Genomic DNA, 19345 nt, shown 5'->3' with positions numbered 1-19345 from the left:
AAAATAATTATTCTTCGTCTTTCATGAAAATAGCCAATCCGCCCTCTGATGTTTCTTTATACAGGCTGGGCAAATCGCGTCCGGTTTGTTTCATTGTTTTTACAACCTTATCGAAATTAATAAGGTGTTTTCCGTCCGATAGCATTGCAAAAGAACACGAATCTAAAGCACGGGCAGCAGCAAATGCATTTCGTTCAATACACGGAATTTGTACTAAACCACAAACGGGATCGCATGTTAAACCTAGATGATGTTCCAGTCCCATTTCGGCTGCATATTCTATTTGTGCCGGCGATCCGCCAAATAATTGGCAGGCAGCAGCGGCAGCCATAGCACAGGCCACTCCAATTTCGCCTTGACACCCAACTTCGGCTCCCGATATGGATGCGTTATATTTTACGATATTGCCAACAAGTCCGGCAGTTGCTAGCGAACGGATTATTTTTGCATCGCTGAAGTCGTGATTCTTTTTCAGATGAAAGAGTACTGATGGCAATACTCCGCACGAACCACAAGTGGGTGCTGTCACAATTTTTCCTCCCGATGCATTTTCTTCAGAGCATGCCAATGCGTATGAATAAATTAAGGCTCTGCTTTTTATCGAACCTTGGTATCCTTTCGATTTTATATAATAGGTAGAAGCTTTTCGTGGCAAAGCTAACCCTCCCGGAATCAGTCCTTCTTCTTCCAAACCTCTATGTATGGCTGCCTGCATGGTTTCCCATACTTCCGACAGGTATGCCAGTATATCTTTACCTTCAATATCTTCAACATATTCCCAAAATGTTTTGCCTGAGTTTTGGCACATTTGCAGAATTTTAGACATTGAATGTAGTTCGTATATGTTTTCTTGCGATTGCTTCGTGCTCTCGTCTGCTAAATCGCCTCCTCCGATACTATATATAGTCCAGTCCGAAGTTACATTACCCGAATGGTCGAGAGCCTCAAATTTCAACCCGTTTGTATGAAAAGGAAGAACTATTTCGGGTTTCCATACTATTTCGGTTTTGTATGGTTGCAATTCGTTTATTAAGGCAACATCGGTTAAGTGCCCTTTTCCTGTTGCAGCAAGACTGCCATATAGGGTTATTCGAAATCCGGCAGCATTAGTATTTCGTTGTTTGAATATGCTTGCAGCATTGCGCGGACCCATAGTATGACTACTGGAAGGACCGTATCCTATTTTGTATATTTTGCGTATTGATTCCATCCTTACTTCGTGGCGAGCAAGATAGTAATTTTTTATTTATAAAGATTATTCTTGCTTATATATTCGTAGACTTTCTCGGAGAGAAAAGCCTTTACATTTTTCTTATCCTTAATACTGTTTCTTATGAATGTTGATGATATTTCGATAATAGGAGAATCCAAAATTGTGATATTGTCTTTCAATATATCACTTGCTTCAATGTCGAATAATAAACGTGGATATATGTATATATCAAAATTGTTCAATATTGTTTTATAGTCTTTCCACAGTTCAAAGTTTTTCCAATTATCGGCACCTATGATTAGTGAAAATTTATGTTCGGTATATTTCTTTTTTAAAGCATCCAGCGTATTTACTGTATATGACGGACGGGGTAGCGAAAATTCAAAATCGCAGGCCTTTAGCTTGGGATAGCCTGAAAGTGCCAGATTTACCATTTCGAGTCTTATTTGTTCGTCTTCCAGATTGTCATTCTTTAATGGATTTTGCGGACTTACCAGAAACCATACTTCATCAATATCGGTAAATTCTGAGATGTAATTTGCCAATATCAGATGCCCTATATGAATAGGGTTGAACGAACCTGAGAATATTCCTATATTCATAATATGTTGTTATGAATTTAAAAATAACGAAACAGCCTCAAAAGTTTCAGCTTTTGCCGTTTCTAAATCCTCATTAACTATCACTATATCGAATTTAGGAGCAAAGGTCATTTCAAATTCGGCTTTAAGTATACGTTCGTTAATTACTTCGGGGCTGTCGGTTGCTCTTTTTTCTAAGCGCAAACGTAATTCTTCGACCGAAGGGGGCATAATAAATACCGAAAGAGCCTGATCGCCGTAATATTTTTTTATGTTACAGCCTCCTATAACATCTATATCGAAAATAACATTTCCTCCATTATCGAGAATCCGCTGCACTTCCGATTTCAGTGTCCCGTAAAACCGATTTTCGTAAACTTCCTCATATTCGAGAAATTCGTCATTATCAATTTTCTCTTTAAATGCTTCGGGTGTTAGAAAATAATATTCATGTCCTTCCTTTTCGCATCCACGAGGCATCCGGCTTGTTGCCGATACCGAAAAATGCAGATTTAAAGAACCTAGACTCAATAAATAATTTACTATAGTAGATTTGCCTGAACCCGAGGGGGCCGAAAATATCACAAGTTTTCCCACGTATGGCAATTATAAAACATTTAACACTTGTTCTTTTATTTGCTCCAGCTCGTCTTTCATTTGCACAACAATGCGTTGCATTTCGGCATGGTTCGATTTCGATCCCATCGTATTTATTTCGCGACCCATTTCTTGTGCTATAAATCCTAGTTTTTTGCCTTGCCCCGAACCGGTATCTTTCATTGTCTCGATAAAATAATCAAGGTGATTTTTTAACCTGACTTTTTCTTCGTTTATATCAAGTTTCTCTATGTAATAGATCATTTCTTGCTCGAAACGATTTTTATCATAGTCGAAATTTTCTATTTTTTGTAAAGCTTCTATTATACGTTGTTTGACTTTCTCGATACGCTCGCTTTCGAAAGGCTCTATATCAGTCATCAACTGAGATATGTTAGATATTTTTGTTTCGAATAAAGCGCTTAGGCTCTGACCTTCCTGTTTACGAAAATCTATTATTTGTTCAACGGCTTTGTTGATAGTTGCATCAATAAGACTCCACTCTTTTTCGTCTAATTCCTGAGCTTCGTATTTCAGTGTATCGGGTAAACGCAGCAAAACCTTAAACCAGTCGGTAGGAGGAGCAACTCCTAGCTTACCAGCCGATTCGTTGATTTGGTTGTAATAACCTTCAATTATATTGTGGTTAATTTGCGTGGATGTTTCAGTACCTATATTTTCTATATATATGGCAAACTCAACTTTTCCTCGTTCCAGCTTTTTAGCCAACATGTTGCGTAGAGCCATTTCTTTTTCTTTATACAAAGAAGGGATTCGCACTGATAAATCCAGCTGTTTGCTGTTAAGCGATTTAATTTCGATAGTAATTTTTCGGGTTTCGAGTTCTGTTTTAGCTTTGCCGAAACCAGTCATTGACTGTATCATATAGAATGTATTATATTTCCTACAAATGTAGTGAAATAATTATTCTTAGAAAATTTATTACTAAAAGTTTGGTTTGTATTTTCGTAATACTTATCTTTGCACTCGAAATAAATCGCGGGGTGGAGCAGTTGGTAGCTCGCCAGGCTCATAACCTGGAGGTCATCGGTTCGAGTCCGGTCTCCGCAACTAAAGAAAAAGCAATCTCTGAAAGAGATTGCTTTCTTATTTTACATCAGTTGATTTTGAAATCTGAATCGAATCAATTAAAATTTATTTTTTTAGTTCCTCTATTTTATTCTTAGCTTCAGTAAATGCAGCTTCCACAATATTTACATCATTTATAAAAACAGTATTGTCTGATCCGTATTTTTCAAGCTTTATATACCAAGTACTTTTACCCTTACTTACAAAGTATCCGATTTGAAAGCCATCTACAGTTACAAATTTATTTTCTAAATAATCAGGATTTAAAGCAATATCTTTACTCTCGTCAACCTTTAATACAGATAATGCTTTTATGACTTCAAGTAAGTCTGAATATTCAATTGAAGCTGTGTTATTACTATACTTTCCTTCTTTTTCAATTTGATAGAAATAGGCAGATATATTTGTATTACTGATTTTTCTAATCCGAGTTTCAGGCGAAGAATAAGATGTTTTTAAGTTAGGAAGTTTAGTGTCTATAAACTTAGTTATTGTCCCTGTTTTAGATGAGAAAGCATCCATTTTTGTTTTAATTGTTTCGGCTTCTTTTTTTGCATCCTGAGCAAATAGGGTGAAAGTACAACCTAATGTTAATAAGAAAATAATAAATAATGTTTTTTTCATAAATGCATTTCTTTTAGTTAAAAAATTACCAAATGTAATAAAAATGTAGCAATCTTCTTCCAATCCTCAATAAAATCGTTCGAGAATTCGATAGAGTGTTCAACTAAACTGAAAGGATCATTGAAAAGTGGTTCTTTTTGTTTTATTTAATGGTTTGTATACGTACTCCAATGGAATCATTATTTATTGAAGTCATTTCTCCTCCACAATTTGTAAAATATACATATTGTCCGTTATCATAAAAACGATAGACTTTTACACCTTCGTGTTCAAATAAATAACTTACAGTATAAGTATTATTATTACTTGGAGATGTCTGATTCAATGCTGTGGGATATGTAGAAACACATGATCCCAAAAATGTCGTCAAAATAACGAGCAAGTATATTGATAGCGTTTTCATAATATTTTTATGTGTATATTATTCGTTGTCCTCGGCTTAATAAAGAATATACTTTCAATTCTGCATCACGGGTCACTCTTGCTATCTCTATGTTTTTCTTATGTATATTGGTTTTCACTCTTTCAACTTTTTTACACGATCCATGATAAGGGCGGCGTTCAAGACGTACTAATTCATACTTAAGTTGACGCTTTTGATGTTCTAATAGTTTTACTTTTTTGTCTCTGTTATAACAAATCTTATCTATTTTATTTCTCTGTTTTGGTGTTAAATTAGGTATATGTGCAAAATTACATCGAATGTTGCATGAATGATTTTGTTTTTTAGTTATGATTCTTTGTCTGTTTGCAGCCTCAACAAATGATGCTGAAATAAAAAACAAGACTAAAAGTAGAAATGTAACCTTTGTTTTCATGTCGATTTTATTATTTGGTTCGTATTTTACTTGTTACTACAATTCTTTTGACCAACAAATAAAGAAAAGGTTTAATTAAAGAATCCATAGTACATTAATATTTATTTAACCTTACTTTATTTGTCATCTTAATAAAACTCTTTCAGGTTTTAATATTATTCGGGATATAAAGAATGGATAAAAAAATATGAGATAGTTATCGGGCTTAGCCTCAACAACTATCTCATAAATTATCAATATTTTTGTCTAGTTAAACTTGTAACAGTCTTTTAAGATTAGTAATTATTGAAGAGCATCTAGTAATTGCTTTGCTTGTGCATTATCAGGATCAAGCTCCTGCAATTTCTTGCTGAATTCTATCGTTTTATTTTTATCATCAGCGTTTTTAGACGAATCGAATGCAAAATAGTACGAAGAACTTAAATAGCGATATGCTTCTTTTAATTCACTTGTATTATTACCTTCTTTAGCAGATAAAATTTCAATTGTAGCTTCGTAATAAGGTCTGGCCAATACAGGTAAAGCTTCCGATTCTTTAGCTAGTATTGCATCTAAAAGAGCATTAGTTCTGGCTCTCCAGAATACACCTAAATGACTGTCGGGTACGCGAACCGTAACTATTGAAAACGCAGAGTCAGCTTCAGATAAGTAAGTTTTAGCTTTAGGTAATGCATCTGCTACCGAGTCGTTGTTAGCTTTTGTTGCAGCCATATAATAATATCTACCCATATTGAAGTAATCAAGAGCAACAGCATTTTCACCAGCTTTATCTATATACTTTTTAAAGTATTCTGCAGCTTCAGCAGGTAAACCTGCTTTAGACAAAACTTCTCCGGCTAATTTATAAGTATCAGCATTTTCCTGATCAATTTTTATAGCTAATTCAAATTGTGAAAAAGCTTTCTCGTACATTTTATTTTCAGCTAATATTTGAGCATAAGTCAAATAGTCGCGAGCGATGTATTCGCTAGTTCCTTTATCAATAGAGAAAAATTTATCTCCAGCAGCTAAACCTTTTTCGAAATCCTTAGAATCGAAATCGCTATACATTAATAGACGATTCAATACAAAATTTCCTGGTTCTTTATTCAATCCTTCCTCAATAAGTTTTTTTGCTTCATCGTAACGTTTTGAAAAATATAATGAAGCAGCGTATTGAGTTAAGTCGTCGGTTGTATATACACCTCCTGCAAAGTATTGAGAGAAAGCTTCAATTGCTTTACCATATTGTCCATTACGATAATATATACTACCTAATGATTTGTTGGCCAATTTGTACTCAGGATTTATTTCTAATACTTTATTCAGATTGTCTATTGCCAAATTTGGATTAATAGTTTCATAGACCTGAGCAGTTTTTATATATGCCTCAGTATTTTGAGGATCAAAGTTTATGGCTTGAGCATATTGTCCTGCAGCACCACCCGGATCATTTGCATCTTTAAGCATGTCTCCTTCGAACAAATAAACATATGGCGATTTTTTATCGGCTTTGCGTGCATCTTCCAATGCTTTTTGCATAGGTTTATCTTTTATTCCGTTTATATAATATGCACGGGCAACAGCAATTAAAACCTTTACGTCTTTTTTGTTTTTCTTTATGGCTTCAGAAAACATATCTTCAGCTGCTTTTTGATTATTTTCTTTTAAAAGAACTTTCCCAAGTCCAACATTGTTTAATGCATAATCGGAAGAAGCTGCAAGCCCTTTTTCGTAATATGATTTAGCTTCGCTAATATTACCTTCGGAGTATGCTATTTCTCCTAAATAATAGTTTGCCTCTGCTTGGTTATTGCTCATGTTTTTGTTGAAGAATTCTTTTGCAACTCCTATTTCACCTGTGTTAAAGTAATCGGCACCCAAGTTTTGAGCATAAGCTGATATGCTTATCGAGCTTACTAATAAAACAAGAAATGCTTTCATTAAATTTCTTTTCTTCATTTTTTAATCTAATTTTTATTATTTCAATTTAAATATATTTCAATTTTAGAAGTGTTCACTTACGCTAATTAATCTTACAGGACGAGTTGCGGGTACTAATCCTGATTTTAAAATAATGCGTTGTCCTCTATCACTCGCCAAAAATGCCATTATACCAGATTGGAGTGTACCTCTAAGGTCGGTTAAAACAACATACATTTCGCGTGTAAGCGGATAGTCTCCCAATGCCAGAAATGCAGGATATGGTTGAAAACTATTGCTTCGTCGTGCTGGTTCATATCTACTTACCGACATAACTGTTACTTTACTGTTAAAAGTCAGGTTTGTCGAGTCGTTAGGGTTGCTAATCCAGTTTACACCGATAACTCCCATCGAATTTTTTGTTTTAGCTACATAGTCTAATACAGCCTGATTATTTTCCATTGCTTTAAGCCCATCATATAATGGAGTTTCTCTGCAAATAGAGTCCTTAATAAAGCGTACGGTACTTGAATTTGGGTTGTCGAAAACAACTGTTATATCATCATATTTTGAGTCCGGATTAAGCTCTTTCCATGAGGTTATTTCTCCCGTCATAATTTTCTTCAAATTAGGAACGCTTATTAACGAATCAGTATTTTCTTTATTTATAATAAGTGCAATACCATCTATTGCAATTTTTTGAGAACGTGGATTCAGTTTTTTATTTCTTAAACTTTCTTTTTCATTCTCGCTAAGGTCTCGGGCTAGTACAGCTACTCTTAAACTGTCTTTAAGTATAAGATTAACAGCTTCAACTTCATTTGTGTAGTGCGTTGTAACAAATGCTTCGTGATTGAGTGCCTCAAAAACCTGAATTTCATTTTTTATTATCGGCGCATAGCAATCGTCACAAACAAATTCGGCAAAGCCACTTGTAGTTGTATCTGTTCGTGTACCTTTTTTTCTTTCTCCACACGAAAAAAATAGTACTGATACAGCAAATATTAAAGCTATTCTATTCATAAAATCCGATAATTAAGTCTTTTTTATTTCTTTAGTTTAAGTCTCTTGTTTTCCAGATGCGATAGCCACGAAATAATCCGTATGCCAGAAGTATGATACCTAAAACAATACGTAATACAAAATTTTCATCGTTTGTCGGTTGGTTGTCCCGAGCGTTATAACGTATTAGCATAGGAGTAAATACTACTAAGTAAGCTATTCCTAAATAGGCGATAACCATTAGTATTCCCCATATTAGTTTAAACGATATTTTAGAATCTTCGTCTTTCATTTTTAATTCTAAAGAAGAGAAGCGACAACATTAGATTTATCGGCTCCTCTTCTTTAATTTAGTTTATCATTGTAACATTATGAATGTTTTTAGGACAATAATCCTTTTTACTCATAAAGTTATTTTTGTAATTTGAACAATACTGGTAGTGTAAAGTAAACAGGTACTGCCCGTCCGTTTTGTTTACCTGCAATCCATTTGGGCATCATTTTTACTACACGTACAGCTTCTTTATCACAAGAAGAGTCAAGTCCTCTTTGAATTTCAATATTTTGTACCGAACCATTAGCACTTACAACGAACCGGATAATAACACGACCTTCGATACCGTTTTCAGCTGCAATTGTAGGATACTTAAGATTGTTTGAGATAAATTTCATCAGCTCGGCCTGACCTCCTGGAAACTGGGGCATTTGCTCAACACTAACGAATGGTTTCTCGGGTTCTGTTTGTTCTACAATCACCTTGTGGTCTTTAAGGTCGGCGATGTCTACCGCATCTTTATCATCAGAACCTTCTACTGATGCTATCGAAATCTGAACCTTACTTTCGTTCAATTCATCTTGCGACTTCATTTGGTTTTCGTCTGTAACTTTATCATCATCTGTAATCACAGGTGGTGTAAACTGTACAGTAGCCTTTAATGGAGGAGGAGGTGGAGCAGTTTCCTGTCTGATAATGTTTTCTTCTGGAACTTGTTCCTCTACATTCGACAGATTCGACAACTCATATGCTTCATCCACACCGGCTAGGTCATCTTTGTCGTTTGATTTTACAGCCTCCATTAGAGATGGAATTGCTGCAACCATTCCTACAAAAAATACAATGATAATGAATGCGACAATATGCCTTTTGGAAGAAGTACTACGCAAGAAATATGCTCCGTATTTTTTATTCTTCCCCTCAAAGATCATGTCAATCCATTCCGAGGAATTTAAATTTACATCTTTTGCCATAATTATTTCTATATTTCTAATGCTATTTATTGTTGTCTTTCAGCAGCGTGCCGTCCTTTTGTCTTATAGTTTTCAAGAACAAAGTCGTCACCTTCTGCCACTTCAACTATAGCATATTTACCAATACCACATATCTGCATTTCGTCCAAGGCATCAACCAGATTCTTATAAGTTGAACTTTCCATTGGTTTAATTACAACAACCAAACCATCAGGGTCTTTTCTTATTTCATCTGCTTGTTTTTTGAATTCATCTTCAGACATTTGTCCCTTAGCTCTCTTTTTTCTCAAATCAATCATCTGATCGTACGATTTACGGTCGCGTTGCAATATTGCAGCACGAAGGCCCGAATCTTCAGACGAATAATCTGCTACCATCAAAGATTTATAATCTTCGTAATTAGGCTTACCATAGTAGTAGTATACTCTGTTTTCTTCACCCAATAACAATGTTATAGTCTTTGAATCCTTTACCATGTTCAATTCATCCTCAGTCAGATCTTGATTATCCTTAGTAGGCATAACAATATCCATAATCTGAGGCTTTGCTAGCGATGTACAAAACATAAAGAATGTAAGAAGTAACATGTTCATGTCAACCATCGGGGTAAAGTCTACCCTTAGGTTAATCTTCTTGGGTTTCCCCTTCTTTTGTTCTCCGCCACCGGTATCTATATTTGCCATATTCCTTTAAATTTACTTTTTAAAAGTATTATTTCTCAGTTTTTTAACTAATCTGCGCAATGGGCGAGATTTATTATTCTTCCATTCCACGGAGAGTTGTTATCAAACTAAAGCGGTTTTCTTTAATGTCTTGGAGTTTTGATATAACACCTTGCACTAAAGGATATGGTGTATTTTGGTCAGCCTTAATAGCTATAGCCAAATTGTCGTTAACATCCTTAGCCGCCCTAATCCATTCAGCAAACTGGTTATTTATACTATCGTTAGGTATACCGTTTAACTGTTTGATCATTTCGTCCCGATCTGACATATCTTTCGATAAGTAGGTCTTCATCTGTCCCATTGGAACAGCAGCAAATGTTGTTGATTCGGCAAACACATTTTTATCCTTTTCGCTGAATGCTACATTGTAATAACCACCCATTCTTTCCAATATTTCCCTTTTATTATCAGGCCTGTCCATGTTCAAATATATTTTGCCCGCGGGGTCGATAATTACAGTGATAACATCATAATCAGGAACCTTTGTTTCTGATGCAGATCCCGGAGTAAATACCTGAACCGGCTCGATGGGTATAAAGGTAGCAGTCAACATAAAGAATGTCAGCAATAGTACAGTAACGTCACTCATCGCGGTCATGTCGATGAAAGTATCATGTTTTTTTGTCTTTACTTTAGACATATCTTTTTGCTTTTATTATTTAGAGTGGAATTATATTCAAATTCCACAAATAAATTTCTATTTTTTTTGAAAAAAATATTTTTAGTGTTTTTTCGAGTAAGTTTGGCCAATAGCAAAACCAACTTCATCAATAGCATTTGTTATTGTTTGTACGCGAGCCGAGAAGTATCCGTAAGAAATAATCGCAGCAGCACCGGTACCAATACCCATTGCTGTATTCATCAAGGCCTCAGAGATACCAAGAGATAGAGCGATTGAGTCAGGAGCTCCGTCATTTGCCATCGCACCAAACGATTTGATCATACCAAGTACCGTTCCTAATAGTCCGAATAGTGTACCCAAACTAGATATAGTAGCGATAACCGAAAGGTTTTGCTCAAGGTATGGTAATTCAAGAGTTGTAGCTTCTTCAATTTCTTTTTCAATCATAGCTGCTTTTTCGTCGTTGTTTACGTCAAGTTTTTCAACATCTTCGTATCTAACAAGACCAGCTCTTAATATATTAGCTACAGTTCCTTGTTGTTCGTCACAAAGTTTTCTTGTTCCAGCTATATCTTTTGCTTCTAATTTATTTTTTGCTTCCATGATAAATTTACTAACGTTTCCTTTTCCGCTAGCTTTGTTTAAAGCGAACAATCTTTCAATTGATAAAGCAAATACTGTAAGAAGAAGTGTTATTACGATAGGAATAACGAATCCACCATGGTAAAGTGTTCCGAAAATATTATTGTCAATAGGTTGACCTTTTTCGTTAAATTGAAAATCGGCTCCACAATACAGGTAAAAGAAAAGGTGGGCAATAATACCACAACCAATAATAACTAACATGGCAGATACGCCTTTTGATCTTGGTTTTTGTTTTTGATTTTTTGGTTTAGTTTCCATAACAGTAATAAAATTGTTTTGATTAATGATTTTATTTAGTTTTACGTATATAGATTAATTCTTTCAAAGAACAGACATTAATTTTCTTATATTTTGAAAGCAATCAGCCCCTCTAAAAAATAGCAGGTACAAATATATGAATTGATTCTTTGATTTGGTGTAGTTTGAAGCAAAAAAACGCCAGATTTCGAAAAAAAACTTAAATAAATATTTGTTTGTTTTGATAAGTCCGCTATCCAATTTTGTTGTTTTTTTATTAGTTCAGTTGCTAAAATGCATAATTTGTTGTGATAATGTATAATCAGATAGGTAAAGATATTGCATATATGTTTTTATGGTTTTTGTATATTCTCTCAATTTTTTGATAAGCAAATGTAACAGATAAATTTTATTCTACATTATATTGCGTGTGAAATAATTGTGAAAATAGAGAAAATAAATGTTACAATTTTACCAGCCGATTTCTAAACATAACGACTTATTTAATACTTTTATTGCATCTTCGTAGTCGTTACGTTCAATAATAAATTGCATATTTACTTGACGTAACGATTGTCCGAAACTCAAAACATTTATTTTTTCGTTTGCTAAAGCAGATGTCGCGCGTGCTAAAAAGCCGGGTTTAGCTATATTGCTACCTATAGCACAAACAATAGCAACTTCTCTTGAATGTACTTCCACATTTTTGATAGTTTTTAAATCGCTAATTAATTGCTGGTTTAATATCTTTTTGTCCCAAACTACAATTGTTATAGAACTGGCATCAGTCGATTTTAATATATAGCTTATTTTCCTATTGTTAAGGTGTTTCATTATTTCTAAATCGGCACCAACTTCACCAACCATTTCCGAGCTACGAACTTCTATAGCCAATACTCTTTTTGTTCCCGAAATAATTTCAACTTTAGGAATTTCGGATATATAATCGCGCGAAATCAAGGTTCCGGGATGTTCGGGCTCGAATGTGTTTTTTATTCGTATGTTAATTCCAGCTTTTTCTAATGGTTTTGCAGCTTTGGGATGTATGGCTTCCATGCCTATATCGGCTAGCTGGTCTGCCACAATAAAATTGGTATGTCCTACAGGCTTGGTATTATTAACACCTACAATGTTAGGGTCGGCACTCGATAAATGGTATTCTTTGTGTATTATTGCCTCGTTGGCTTTAACAACTTCGGCTATTTTACTAAATGTAACTTCACTGTATCCTCGGTCGAATTCCCTCATAATACCCTCTGTACCTTTAGTATATCCAGTTACAATATAGAGTATTTTGTCGAATTTTTTGTTTTCGAATGTTCTGGAAATTCTTTCGTCAATTGTTAAGGGGCTTGGGTCGTCAATTCCTGACAAATCAATACATTTAGCATTTACCCCGTTATTATTCAGTATGTTTACAGAATTCCAAGCCGAATGTGCTTCTCCTATCGAAGCAAGTATTTCGCGTGCTGCTAAATGAATATTAATAACATTAAGGTAGCCTGATGCTTTTACGTTGTTTAAATATACCAATATTGTTTTAGTTTTAGCAATACGCTCTTCTATAAACTCTTTTGCAGCATTTATATCGAGCCCTATCTTTTCCATCTCCTGATTAATTTCTAGCAGGTATGCCAGAACGCTATCAAGAGCGGTTGCAAAGTCTCCATTGTTTATAAACTGTTCGTATACTCCGGGATCGCCTGTTTTTTTATGTTCTAATAGTTTATTAGTTACATTACTATATGCCGAAACCACAAATATACGGTTGTAATAATCTTCAGCATTTCTTTTACCTATTATAATATTATTTAGAACATTACCAAACTGGGACATTGAGGTTCCACCAATTTTTTCAACAGTCAACATATTGTTTATCTAAATTTTACAGCGTTTCTTATTTATAAATAATAACAAAAAGCGCAAATTTAATAATAATATTATAACAAGAGACTATTATCTATGTCTTTTTGTCCTGATAAATAATCATATTGCCATTCAAATATTTATTATCTTTGTTAGAATATATATTATCGAGCAAAACGTGAAAAATATACTCATATTTAACGATTGTCTTAAACTAGGTGGTACCGAATCGCTGCTTTTAGATATTTTGAATCATTTATCAAAAAAACGATGTAAAGTAACATTGTTGCTGCCTTTTGAGACCGAGGACAATATTCTGTTGCAATATGTTTCGTCGAATGTCGAAGTTCGTTATATTCATAAAAAAGTATTGACGGGGTATAGGCGTACCTTGTTCTTTTTGGCAATAGCATTGTTTCCGCGTTTGTATACATGGCTGTTTCTCAATTTAAAAGGCTACAATATGCTTGTCAGTTTTAAAGATAGCCCATACTCTTCTTTGTTGAGTTATAACAGCTTGGATAAAATATTATGGGTTCATAATTTGGCGGTGAAAAATAAATACAAAGTCAGGTCGGTAAAAGAATGGCTGTCGGTAGCAATGCAAAGGTTTAAAATGAACCAATATACAAAGGCGTATACTCATTTCGAAAAGGTTATATGTGTATCTAATATCTGTCGTGATAATTTTATAGATGTTTATTGTAAAGGCAAGGTTAAAAGAAAACAATCGATAGAAGTATTGTATAATGCTCTTGATTTGTCGAAGGTTAATAAATGTATCGCAGATAACCCAAAAGATAATAAAGAAAATTCGGATATTCCGGTGTTTATAATGGTTACCCGCTTTTCGGTCGAGAAGCGAATAGACCGAGTTGTTGAGTCGGTTTATAAATTAAAGTCGGAAGGATATACTTTTAAAGTACTTATTTTAGGCAGCGGACATTATATGCCGGATTTTGAACGAATGATTGAACAAAAATCTTTATCTGATACAATATCCTTGTTGGGATATGTTGAGAACCCTTATCCCTTTATACGTCAGGCCGATTGGTTGATCTGTAGTTCGGAGCGCGAGAGCTTTTCGTTGGTTGTTCTCGAATCTATATATTTACGAACACCGGTAATAACTACCAATTGTGGTGGGCCAACAGAAATTACCGATAATGGAAAATATGGGTTATTAGTAGAGAATAGCACGACTGGCATTTATACAGGGATGAAAACAGTGATGGATAATGCTCATTTGTCCGAAAGTTATAATTCGAAGGCTGAAGAGTGCCTAAAACGATTTAATTATACCAATTGGCTACAGTCGGTCGAAAAAATCTTCGGTGTATAAATGACTTATCTTACACCTTTGTTTTTTTCGAAATATTTACACCATCGATTTATTCCGCATTCGTTGCATTTAGGACTTTTGGCAATACATACATATCGTCCGTGCAATATAAGCCAGTGATGTGCTTTTGATAATAGTTCAGTCGGTATATTCTTTACCAGTTCCTTTTCTGTTTCAAGAGGCGTTTTTGAGTTATTGGTTAGCCCAATGCGATTTGCGAGCCTGAAAACGTGGGTGTCGACTGGCATTGCCGGTTTATTGAAGGCTACGGCTAACATTACGTTTGCAGTTTTACGTCCTACTCCCGGTATTTGCTCCAACAAGGCTAATTCGGATGGTATTTCGCTATTAAAGTCATTTACCAGTTTTTTAGCCATTCCAACCAGATTCTTTGCTTTATTGTTAGGATATGAGATACTCTTTATATACTCGTAAACCTCTTCGGGGCTAGATTCGGCCATGACTTCGGGCGTTGGAAATGCTTCGAATAGGGCAGGGGTTACCATGTTTACCCGCTTATCTGTACATTGTGCCGACAGAATGACTGCAATAAGTAAATGAAACGACGAATCGTAATGCAGTTCAGTTTCGGCTATCGACATGTTGTTTTCGAACCAATTGATGATGCCCTCGTATCGTTGTTTTTTAGTCATAACTATTTATAATATTTGTCGGTTAGTACAAAAATACAAATTAAAAACAGAATTGTTGCGAAAAAATAAAGCCGCCAGAAATAAATCAAGCGGCTTTGTAATCATATATGCTTTGCTTTATCTTTTTTTGATAGTAGCATTTCTCATATCGCCTGTTTCCATAAATGCTTGGTGGAATGCAAAAGCATTGTATGGATCGAAGTGAGTTTGACCTATCGGTGCATTTTCCAAATATTCGGTAAGTAATGGACGATAGTCAGGATGTGCACATTTGTTAATAATTTCTCTGGCACGTTCAACAGGGCATTTTCCTCTTAAATCAGCAACGCCATATTCGCTTACTATAATTTTAACAGAGTGTTCGCTATGATCGGCATGAGAAACCAATGGAACAAACGAACTTATTTTTCCGTCTTTAGCAACAGATGGTGTTACAAAAATAGAAACGTATGCACCACGCGTGAAGTCGCCTGATCCTCCAATTCCGTTCATCATTTTAGTACCCATTATATGAGTAGAGTTTATATTTCCATAAATATCAGCCTCAATGGCTGTGTTTATAGCTATAATACCAAGACGACGTACTATTTCGGGATTGTTTGAATATTCGGATGGACGCAACAATATTTTTTCTTTGAAGAAATCAAGATTCTTATATATGTGCTCGATGCAAGGGTTGCTGACTGTTAATGAACATCCACTGGCAAATTTTACACGTCCGCTTTCCATCAATTCGATAACAGCATCCTGAATAACTTCTGTATAAACATTGAAGTTAGGGATATTTGGGTTGTCACCCATAGCAGCTAATACGGCATTTGCAATATTTCCTACGCCCGATTGTATTGGTAGAAATGATTTAGGCATACGTCCTTCCTCCATTTCAGTAACAAAGAAGTTGGCTACGTTTTCTCCAATTTTTGTTGTGATTTCGTCAACAGGAGCAAATGCATTACCTTCGTTAGGCTCGTTTGTTTCAACAACCACAATTTTGCTAGGATCTATCTTTATATAAGGTGTGCCTGCTCTGTCTTGCACTCCGTATATAGGAAGGCTTTCGCGATGTGTAGGGTCTTTAGGCTCTGGAATGTCGTGCATTCCTCGCAATTCTTTTGGGTTCCATCTGTTTAGCTCAACAATAACGATGTCGGCCAAACGTGAAACAGTTGGAGATATACCGACAGCACATGTAGGAACTATTTCTCCATCTTCGGTAATATCGCAGGCTTCGATAATCGCAACATTGATTTTTCCATAAAAACCATAGCGAATATCTTGTGCCATTGTAGATAAGTGTAAATCGCAATATTTAATTTCGCCATTGTTAATGGCGTTACGCATATCTTTATTGGTTTGATAAGGCGCTCTGAAATTAATTGCTTTGGCTCGTGTTAAAACTCCATCCAGTTTATCTCCGGTAGAAGCTCCGGTGAAAATGTTGATTTTAAAGGGATTTCCTTTTGCATGTTCTTCTTCTGCTTTTTTTGCAATAGCTCCCGGTACAACTTTTGGGCAACCTGCATGTGTAAATCCACTACAGCCAACATTGTCGCCGTTTTTAACAAGGGATGCCGCTTCGTCAGCGGTCATAAATTTTAATGCCATTTTAATTTGTTAATTTTATAAGTCTGTTTTTATTTAATTTGTTGATTTTATGTCTAATATTTACGGTCTAAAATAGCATTGTAAATAATCGCTTTTTTTAGATCGTCGGAAGTTTTGAATAAATCAGAGAGTTGCTTGTGTTTTGTGTTGTGGTTATCTGATATTTCGTTGTCAGATTCACTATGATCTTTATATGCTTTGTATTCTTCTTCAGAAACACTTGATTCTGTATTGTTTATTGATTCGAGCGTTGAGTATTGGGCATTTGCCCTTTTTAAAGCTTCTTCAATAATTGAATCTTCTTTGTTAACAACAGCAGTAGCAACCTTTTTCTTTTTGTCTGCAACTTCTTGCTTTTGAGGTGTATTATAGGTCTGTTGCTCAGGAAGTGGTGTTGACTGTGGTTCTTGTACAGGTTTACTGATATCCCTCTTGGCATTTTTTTTGCCTTGTTCTCTGAAATTATTAATAATACTTGCGACAATCGAAATTATCACTACAATATAAAAAATTATATCTTCCATATCAATACCTTTTTGGATTTGATTCCTATCTTTGCTAAAGACATGCAAATGTACAAATAATTTGTGCTATTATCGGCAAAAATAAAAAGATTTTAGATTGACTTTTTAGGGTAAGGAGCTGAACTCCTTTTTTATTTTGTAGCTACTGCATATTATGGGGAGTATAACAATGAAATTAATCACGATAATTATGAAAAATAAATTGGTATTCACTTATTTACTTATTTCTTCTTTACTATTTGCGTCATGTATTAAGGACGAACCTCTTTATAGTGAAGTTGATATTGATCATTTTTTGTTGGACAATGATATTCAGGTCGATTTTTTACCTGCACGGAATAATATTGTTACAATAGTAGTTTCAGATACTACTGGAACAAGTCATAAAAAATTTGCACCCAAAATACAGGTTTCACCCGGAGCAACAATAACTCCAACATCGGGCGACACAGTTGAATTTATCGATTATAAAGCCGAATATATTGTGGAATCGGAAGATAAACTTTATAAGCAAGTTTATATTGTAAATATAGTACAAATAGTGCCATTAGAAACAGGATTCGAAGCGTGGACAACAGCAGGTGGAGGAATGTTAATACATCCGGCATTGGACGATCAATTGTGGAGTTCGGCAAACCAGGGCATTGCTTTGGCAACAATGGGGCGGATAGGGGAGTACCCTACACGGGTAACTGATGATAGTTATTCCGGGTATTCTGCAGCATTGCTCGAAACAAAAAAAGGGGGCAAATATTGGGGGCAAAATATTCCTATTTTTTCAGGGTCTCTTTACAGAGGAAAATTTGCGATAAATCTTTCAAATTTTGTAAAGTCGGCTTTGTTTGGTCAATTACATCCTTACTATATGGGGCGTCCATCTTTATTTACAGGATATTACAAATATGAACCAGGCAAAACGTTTATTGATGAAAACGCTAAAGAAGTACCCGGGCGTATAGATGAATGTTCGATACATGCAGTGCTATATAGAATAGAAAAAGGCGATACGAGCAATGGAAGTTACCTAAATGGAGAAAATATTTTAACATCGGAGCGAATTGTAGCTAAAGCAGTTTTACCCGATGGTTCGGCAAAAGCCGAATATACGAAATTTGAGATTCCGTTTATCTATACATCAGAGCCTGATTATTCGGAATACGATTATCGGTTGGCCGTTGTATTTGCATCCAGTAAAGAGGGCGATTTTTATAGAGGTGCAATTGGCAGCAAATTAATTGTTGATGATGTGGAAATTATATGTGAAAATAATAAATAAACAAAAAACTCATGAAACTAAAATTATATACAATACTTTTTCTTTTTCTTTCATCTGCATCTGTTTTTGCTCAAAAAGATAAATTTGAACACAAAATAGTTGCGGGTTATAACTTCGGAGCTACGGCTCCTGTGCCTATACCATCGGAGGTGCGCACAATTTCTTCGTACTGGCCGGAGTTTACGCCTCAGTTAGGGTATAATGTAACTTATAATCATACTTCTAAATGGGCAATAAGCTCGGGTATATTACTCGACAACAAAGGTATGGGGGTAAGAAACAGAGTGAAATATATGTATACAAGTGTAATTCTTGAAAAGGACGGAGACCGCCCGCTTACGGGGTATTTTGTTGGGAGGAACGAGACTCGCGTAAAATCGGCTTATGTAACAATTCCTTTATACATAGTTTATAAATATAATACCGATTGGAATTTTAAGATAGGCGGATATGCTTCATATAAATCGAGCTCTGAATTTAAAGGAGATGTATGGGGGGGATATCTGAGGGTTGAAGATTCTGAAACAGGCGGACCAACGGGCGAAAAAATAGTTATAGAAAACAAGGGAGATGCCACTTTCAATTTTGGCGATGATATCAGGGATTTTGACTTTGGTTTGTCTTGTGGCGCAGAGCGAAGAATAAATGATAAATTCGGGATATATTCGAATTTGAGTTGGGGACTTACGTCTATTTTTCCTAATGACTATAAAACTGTATCGTTTAAAATGTATAATATATATATGGCTGTAGGATTAACTTATAAGCTGTAAGAT

General features: G+C 35.1%; 21 protein-coding genes and 1 tRNA gene. 4 read left to right on the top strand and 18 right to left on the bottom strand.

The genetic code is table 11. From position 1 onward, the window contains the following. Positions 1 to 7 precede the first annotated feature (7 nt). From D0T53_RS03350 to D0T53_RS03335, 4 genes are read right to left on the bottom strand one after another with little or no spacing between them, the layout of a single operon-like run. Entirely contained in the window at positions 8 to 1210 is a 1203-nt protein-coding gene (locus tag D0T53_RS03350; RefSeq protein ID WP_163265065.1) for an L-serine ammonia-lyase, read from the bottom strand. 32 nt (positions 1211 to 1242) lie between these two features. Next, a complete protein-coding gene (gene nadD / locus D0T53_RS03345) occupies positions 1243 to 1815 on the bottom strand; it encodes a nicotinate (nicotinamide) nucleotide adenylyltransferase (RefSeq protein ID WP_163265063.1) in 573 nt (190 codons plus the stop codon). 9 nt (positions 1816 to 1824) lie between these two features. Then, entirely contained in the window at positions 1825 to 2391 is a 567-nt protein-coding gene (gene gmk, locus D0T53_RS03340) for a guanylate kinase (protein ID WP_163265061.1), read from the bottom strand. Between the two features lie 9 nt (positions 2392 to 2400). Next, positions 2401 to 3276, bottom strand: a complete 876-nt coding sequence (locus D0T53_RS03335; RefSeq protein WP_163265059.1) for a YicC/YloC family endoribonuclease — start codon at positions 3274 to 3276, stop codon at positions 2401 to 2403. Positions 3277 to 3389: 113 nt separating this feature from the next. Here D0T53_RS03335 and D0T53_RS03330 point away from each other — a divergent pair. After that, positions 3390 to 3462, top strand: a tRNA-Met gene (locus D0T53_RS03330). Positions 3463 to 3546: 84 nt separating this feature from the next. Here D0T53_RS03330 and D0T53_RS03325 read toward each other — a convergent pair. From D0T53_RS03325 to D0T53_RS03275, 11 genes are all read right to left on the bottom strand, one after another. Continuing rightward, entirely contained in the window at positions 3547 to 4104 is a 558-nt protein-coding gene (locus D0T53_RS03325) for a hypothetical protein (RefSeq protein WP_163265057.1), read from the bottom strand. A gap of 142 nt (positions 4105 to 4246) precedes the next feature. Further along, complete coding sequence (locus tag D0T53_RS03320) at positions 4247 to 4507, bottom strand: DUF4884 domain-containing protein (RefSeq protein WP_163265055.1); 261 nt, start codon at positions 4505 to 4507, stop codon at positions 4247 to 4249. Between the two features lie 7 nt (positions 4508 to 4514). Further along, a complete protein-coding gene (locus D0T53_RS03315; RefSeq protein WP_163265053.1) occupies positions 4515 to 4922 on the bottom strand; it encodes a hypothetical protein in 408 nt (135 codons plus the stop codon). A gap of 282 nt (positions 4923 to 5204) precedes the next feature. Then, positions 5205 to 6863: a lipopolysaccharide assembly protein LapB gene (locus D0T53_RS03310; RefSeq protein ID WP_163265052.1), complete on the bottom strand. Its 1659-nt coding sequence runs from the start codon at positions 6861 to 6863 to the stop codon at positions 5205 to 5207. A 45-nt stretch (positions 6864 to 6908) separates the two neighbouring features. Beyond that, complete coding sequence (locus D0T53_RS03305) at positions 6909 to 7847, bottom strand: PstS family phosphate ABC transporter substrate-binding protein (protein WP_163265050.1); 939 nt, start codon at positions 7845 to 7847, stop codon at positions 6909 to 6911. 31 nt (positions 7848 to 7878) lie between these two features. Further along, the gene (locus D0T53_RS03300; RefSeq protein ID WP_163265048.1) at positions 7879 to 8118 is read right to left on the bottom strand and encodes a hypothetical protein; all 240 of its coding nucleotides are present in this window, start codon (positions 8116 to 8118) and stop codon (positions 7879 to 7881) included. 119 nt (positions 8119 to 8237) lie between these two features. Continuing rightward, positions 8238 to 9074, bottom strand: a complete 837-nt coding sequence (locus D0T53_RS03295; RefSeq protein WP_163265047.1) for an energy transducer TonB — start codon at positions 9072 to 9074, stop codon at positions 8238 to 8240. A 26-nt stretch (positions 9075 to 9100) separates the two neighbouring features. After that, a complete protein-coding gene (locus D0T53_RS03290) occupies positions 9101 to 9757 on the bottom strand; it encodes a biopolymer transporter ExbD (protein ID WP_163265045.1) in 657 nt (218 codons plus the stop codon). A gap of 73 nt (positions 9758 to 9830) precedes the next feature. Beyond that, complete coding sequence (locus tag D0T53_RS03285; protein ID WP_163265043.1) at positions 9831 to 10439, bottom strand: biopolymer transporter ExbD; 609 nt, start codon at positions 10437 to 10439, stop codon at positions 9831 to 9833. Positions 10440 to 10520: 81 nt separating this feature from the next. Beyond that, a complete protein-coding gene (locus tag D0T53_RS03280; RefSeq protein ID WP_163265041.1) occupies positions 10521 to 11324 on the bottom strand; it encodes a MotA/TolQ/ExbB proton channel family protein in 804 nt (267 codons plus the stop codon). A gap of 450 nt (positions 11325 to 11774) precedes the next feature. After that, the gene (locus D0T53_RS03275) at positions 11775 to 13172 is read right to left on the bottom strand and encodes an aspartate kinase (RefSeq protein ID WP_163265039.1); all 1398 of its coding nucleotides are present in this window, start codon (positions 13170 to 13172) and stop codon (positions 11775 to 11777) included. Between the two features lie 175 nt (positions 13173 to 13347). On the opposite strand from D0T53_RS03275, the gene D0T53_RS13705 reads away from it, so the two are divergent. Beyond that, positions 13348 to 14511 (top strand): glycosyltransferase, encoded by a 1164-nt coding sequence (locus D0T53_RS13705; protein ID WP_163265037.1) that lies wholly within the window; start codon positions 13348 to 13350, stop codon positions 14509 to 14511. 5 nt (positions 14512 to 14516) lie between these two features. Here D0T53_RS13705 and nth read toward each other — a convergent pair whose 3' ends face one another. The 3 genes from nth to D0T53_RS03255 form a co-directional block, all read right to left on the bottom strand. After that, positions 14517 to 15164: an endonuclease III gene (nth, locus tag D0T53_RS03265; RefSeq protein WP_163265035.1), complete on the bottom strand. Its 648-nt coding sequence runs from the start codon at positions 15162 to 15164 to the stop codon at positions 14517 to 14519. Positions 15165 to 15281: 117 nt separating this feature from the next. Continuing rightward, the gene (locus D0T53_RS03260; protein WP_163265033.1) at positions 15282 to 16769 is read right to left on the bottom strand and encodes an acetyl-CoA hydrolase/transferase family protein; all 1488 of its coding nucleotides are present in this window, start codon (positions 16767 to 16769) and stop codon (positions 15282 to 15284) included. Positions 16770 to 16822: 53 nt separating this feature from the next. Further along, on the bottom strand, positions 16823 to 17293 hold the full coding sequence (locus tag D0T53_RS03255) for a hypothetical protein (RefSeq protein ID WP_163265031.1): 471 nt from the start codon (positions 17291 to 17293) through the stop codon (positions 16823 to 16825). 190 nt (positions 17294 to 17483) lie between these two features. On the opposite strand from D0T53_RS03255, the gene D0T53_RS03250 reads away from it, so the two are divergent. Both D0T53_RS03250 and D0T53_RS03245 read left to right on the top strand, forming a co-directional pair. Then, positions 17484 to 18569, top strand: coding sequence for a PCMD domain-containing protein (locus tag D0T53_RS03250; RefSeq protein ID WP_163265029.1), 1086 nt, complete (start codon positions 17484 to 17486; stop codon positions 18567 to 18569). 11 nt (positions 18570 to 18580) lie between these two features. After that, positions 18581 to 19342, top strand: a complete 762-nt coding sequence (locus D0T53_RS03245; RefSeq protein ID WP_163265027.1) for an outer membrane beta-barrel protein — start codon at positions 18581 to 18583, stop codon at positions 19340 to 19342. Positions 19343 to 19345: the final 3 nt, after the last annotated feature.

The sequence above is a fragment of the Dysgonomonas sp. 216 genome (genome assembly GCF_010501065.1).
GTDB lineage: Bacteria > Bacteroidota > Bacteroidia > Bacteroidales > Dysgonomonadaceae > QVMM01.
This window is presented reverse-complemented; position numbering and strand designations above follow the sequence as displayed.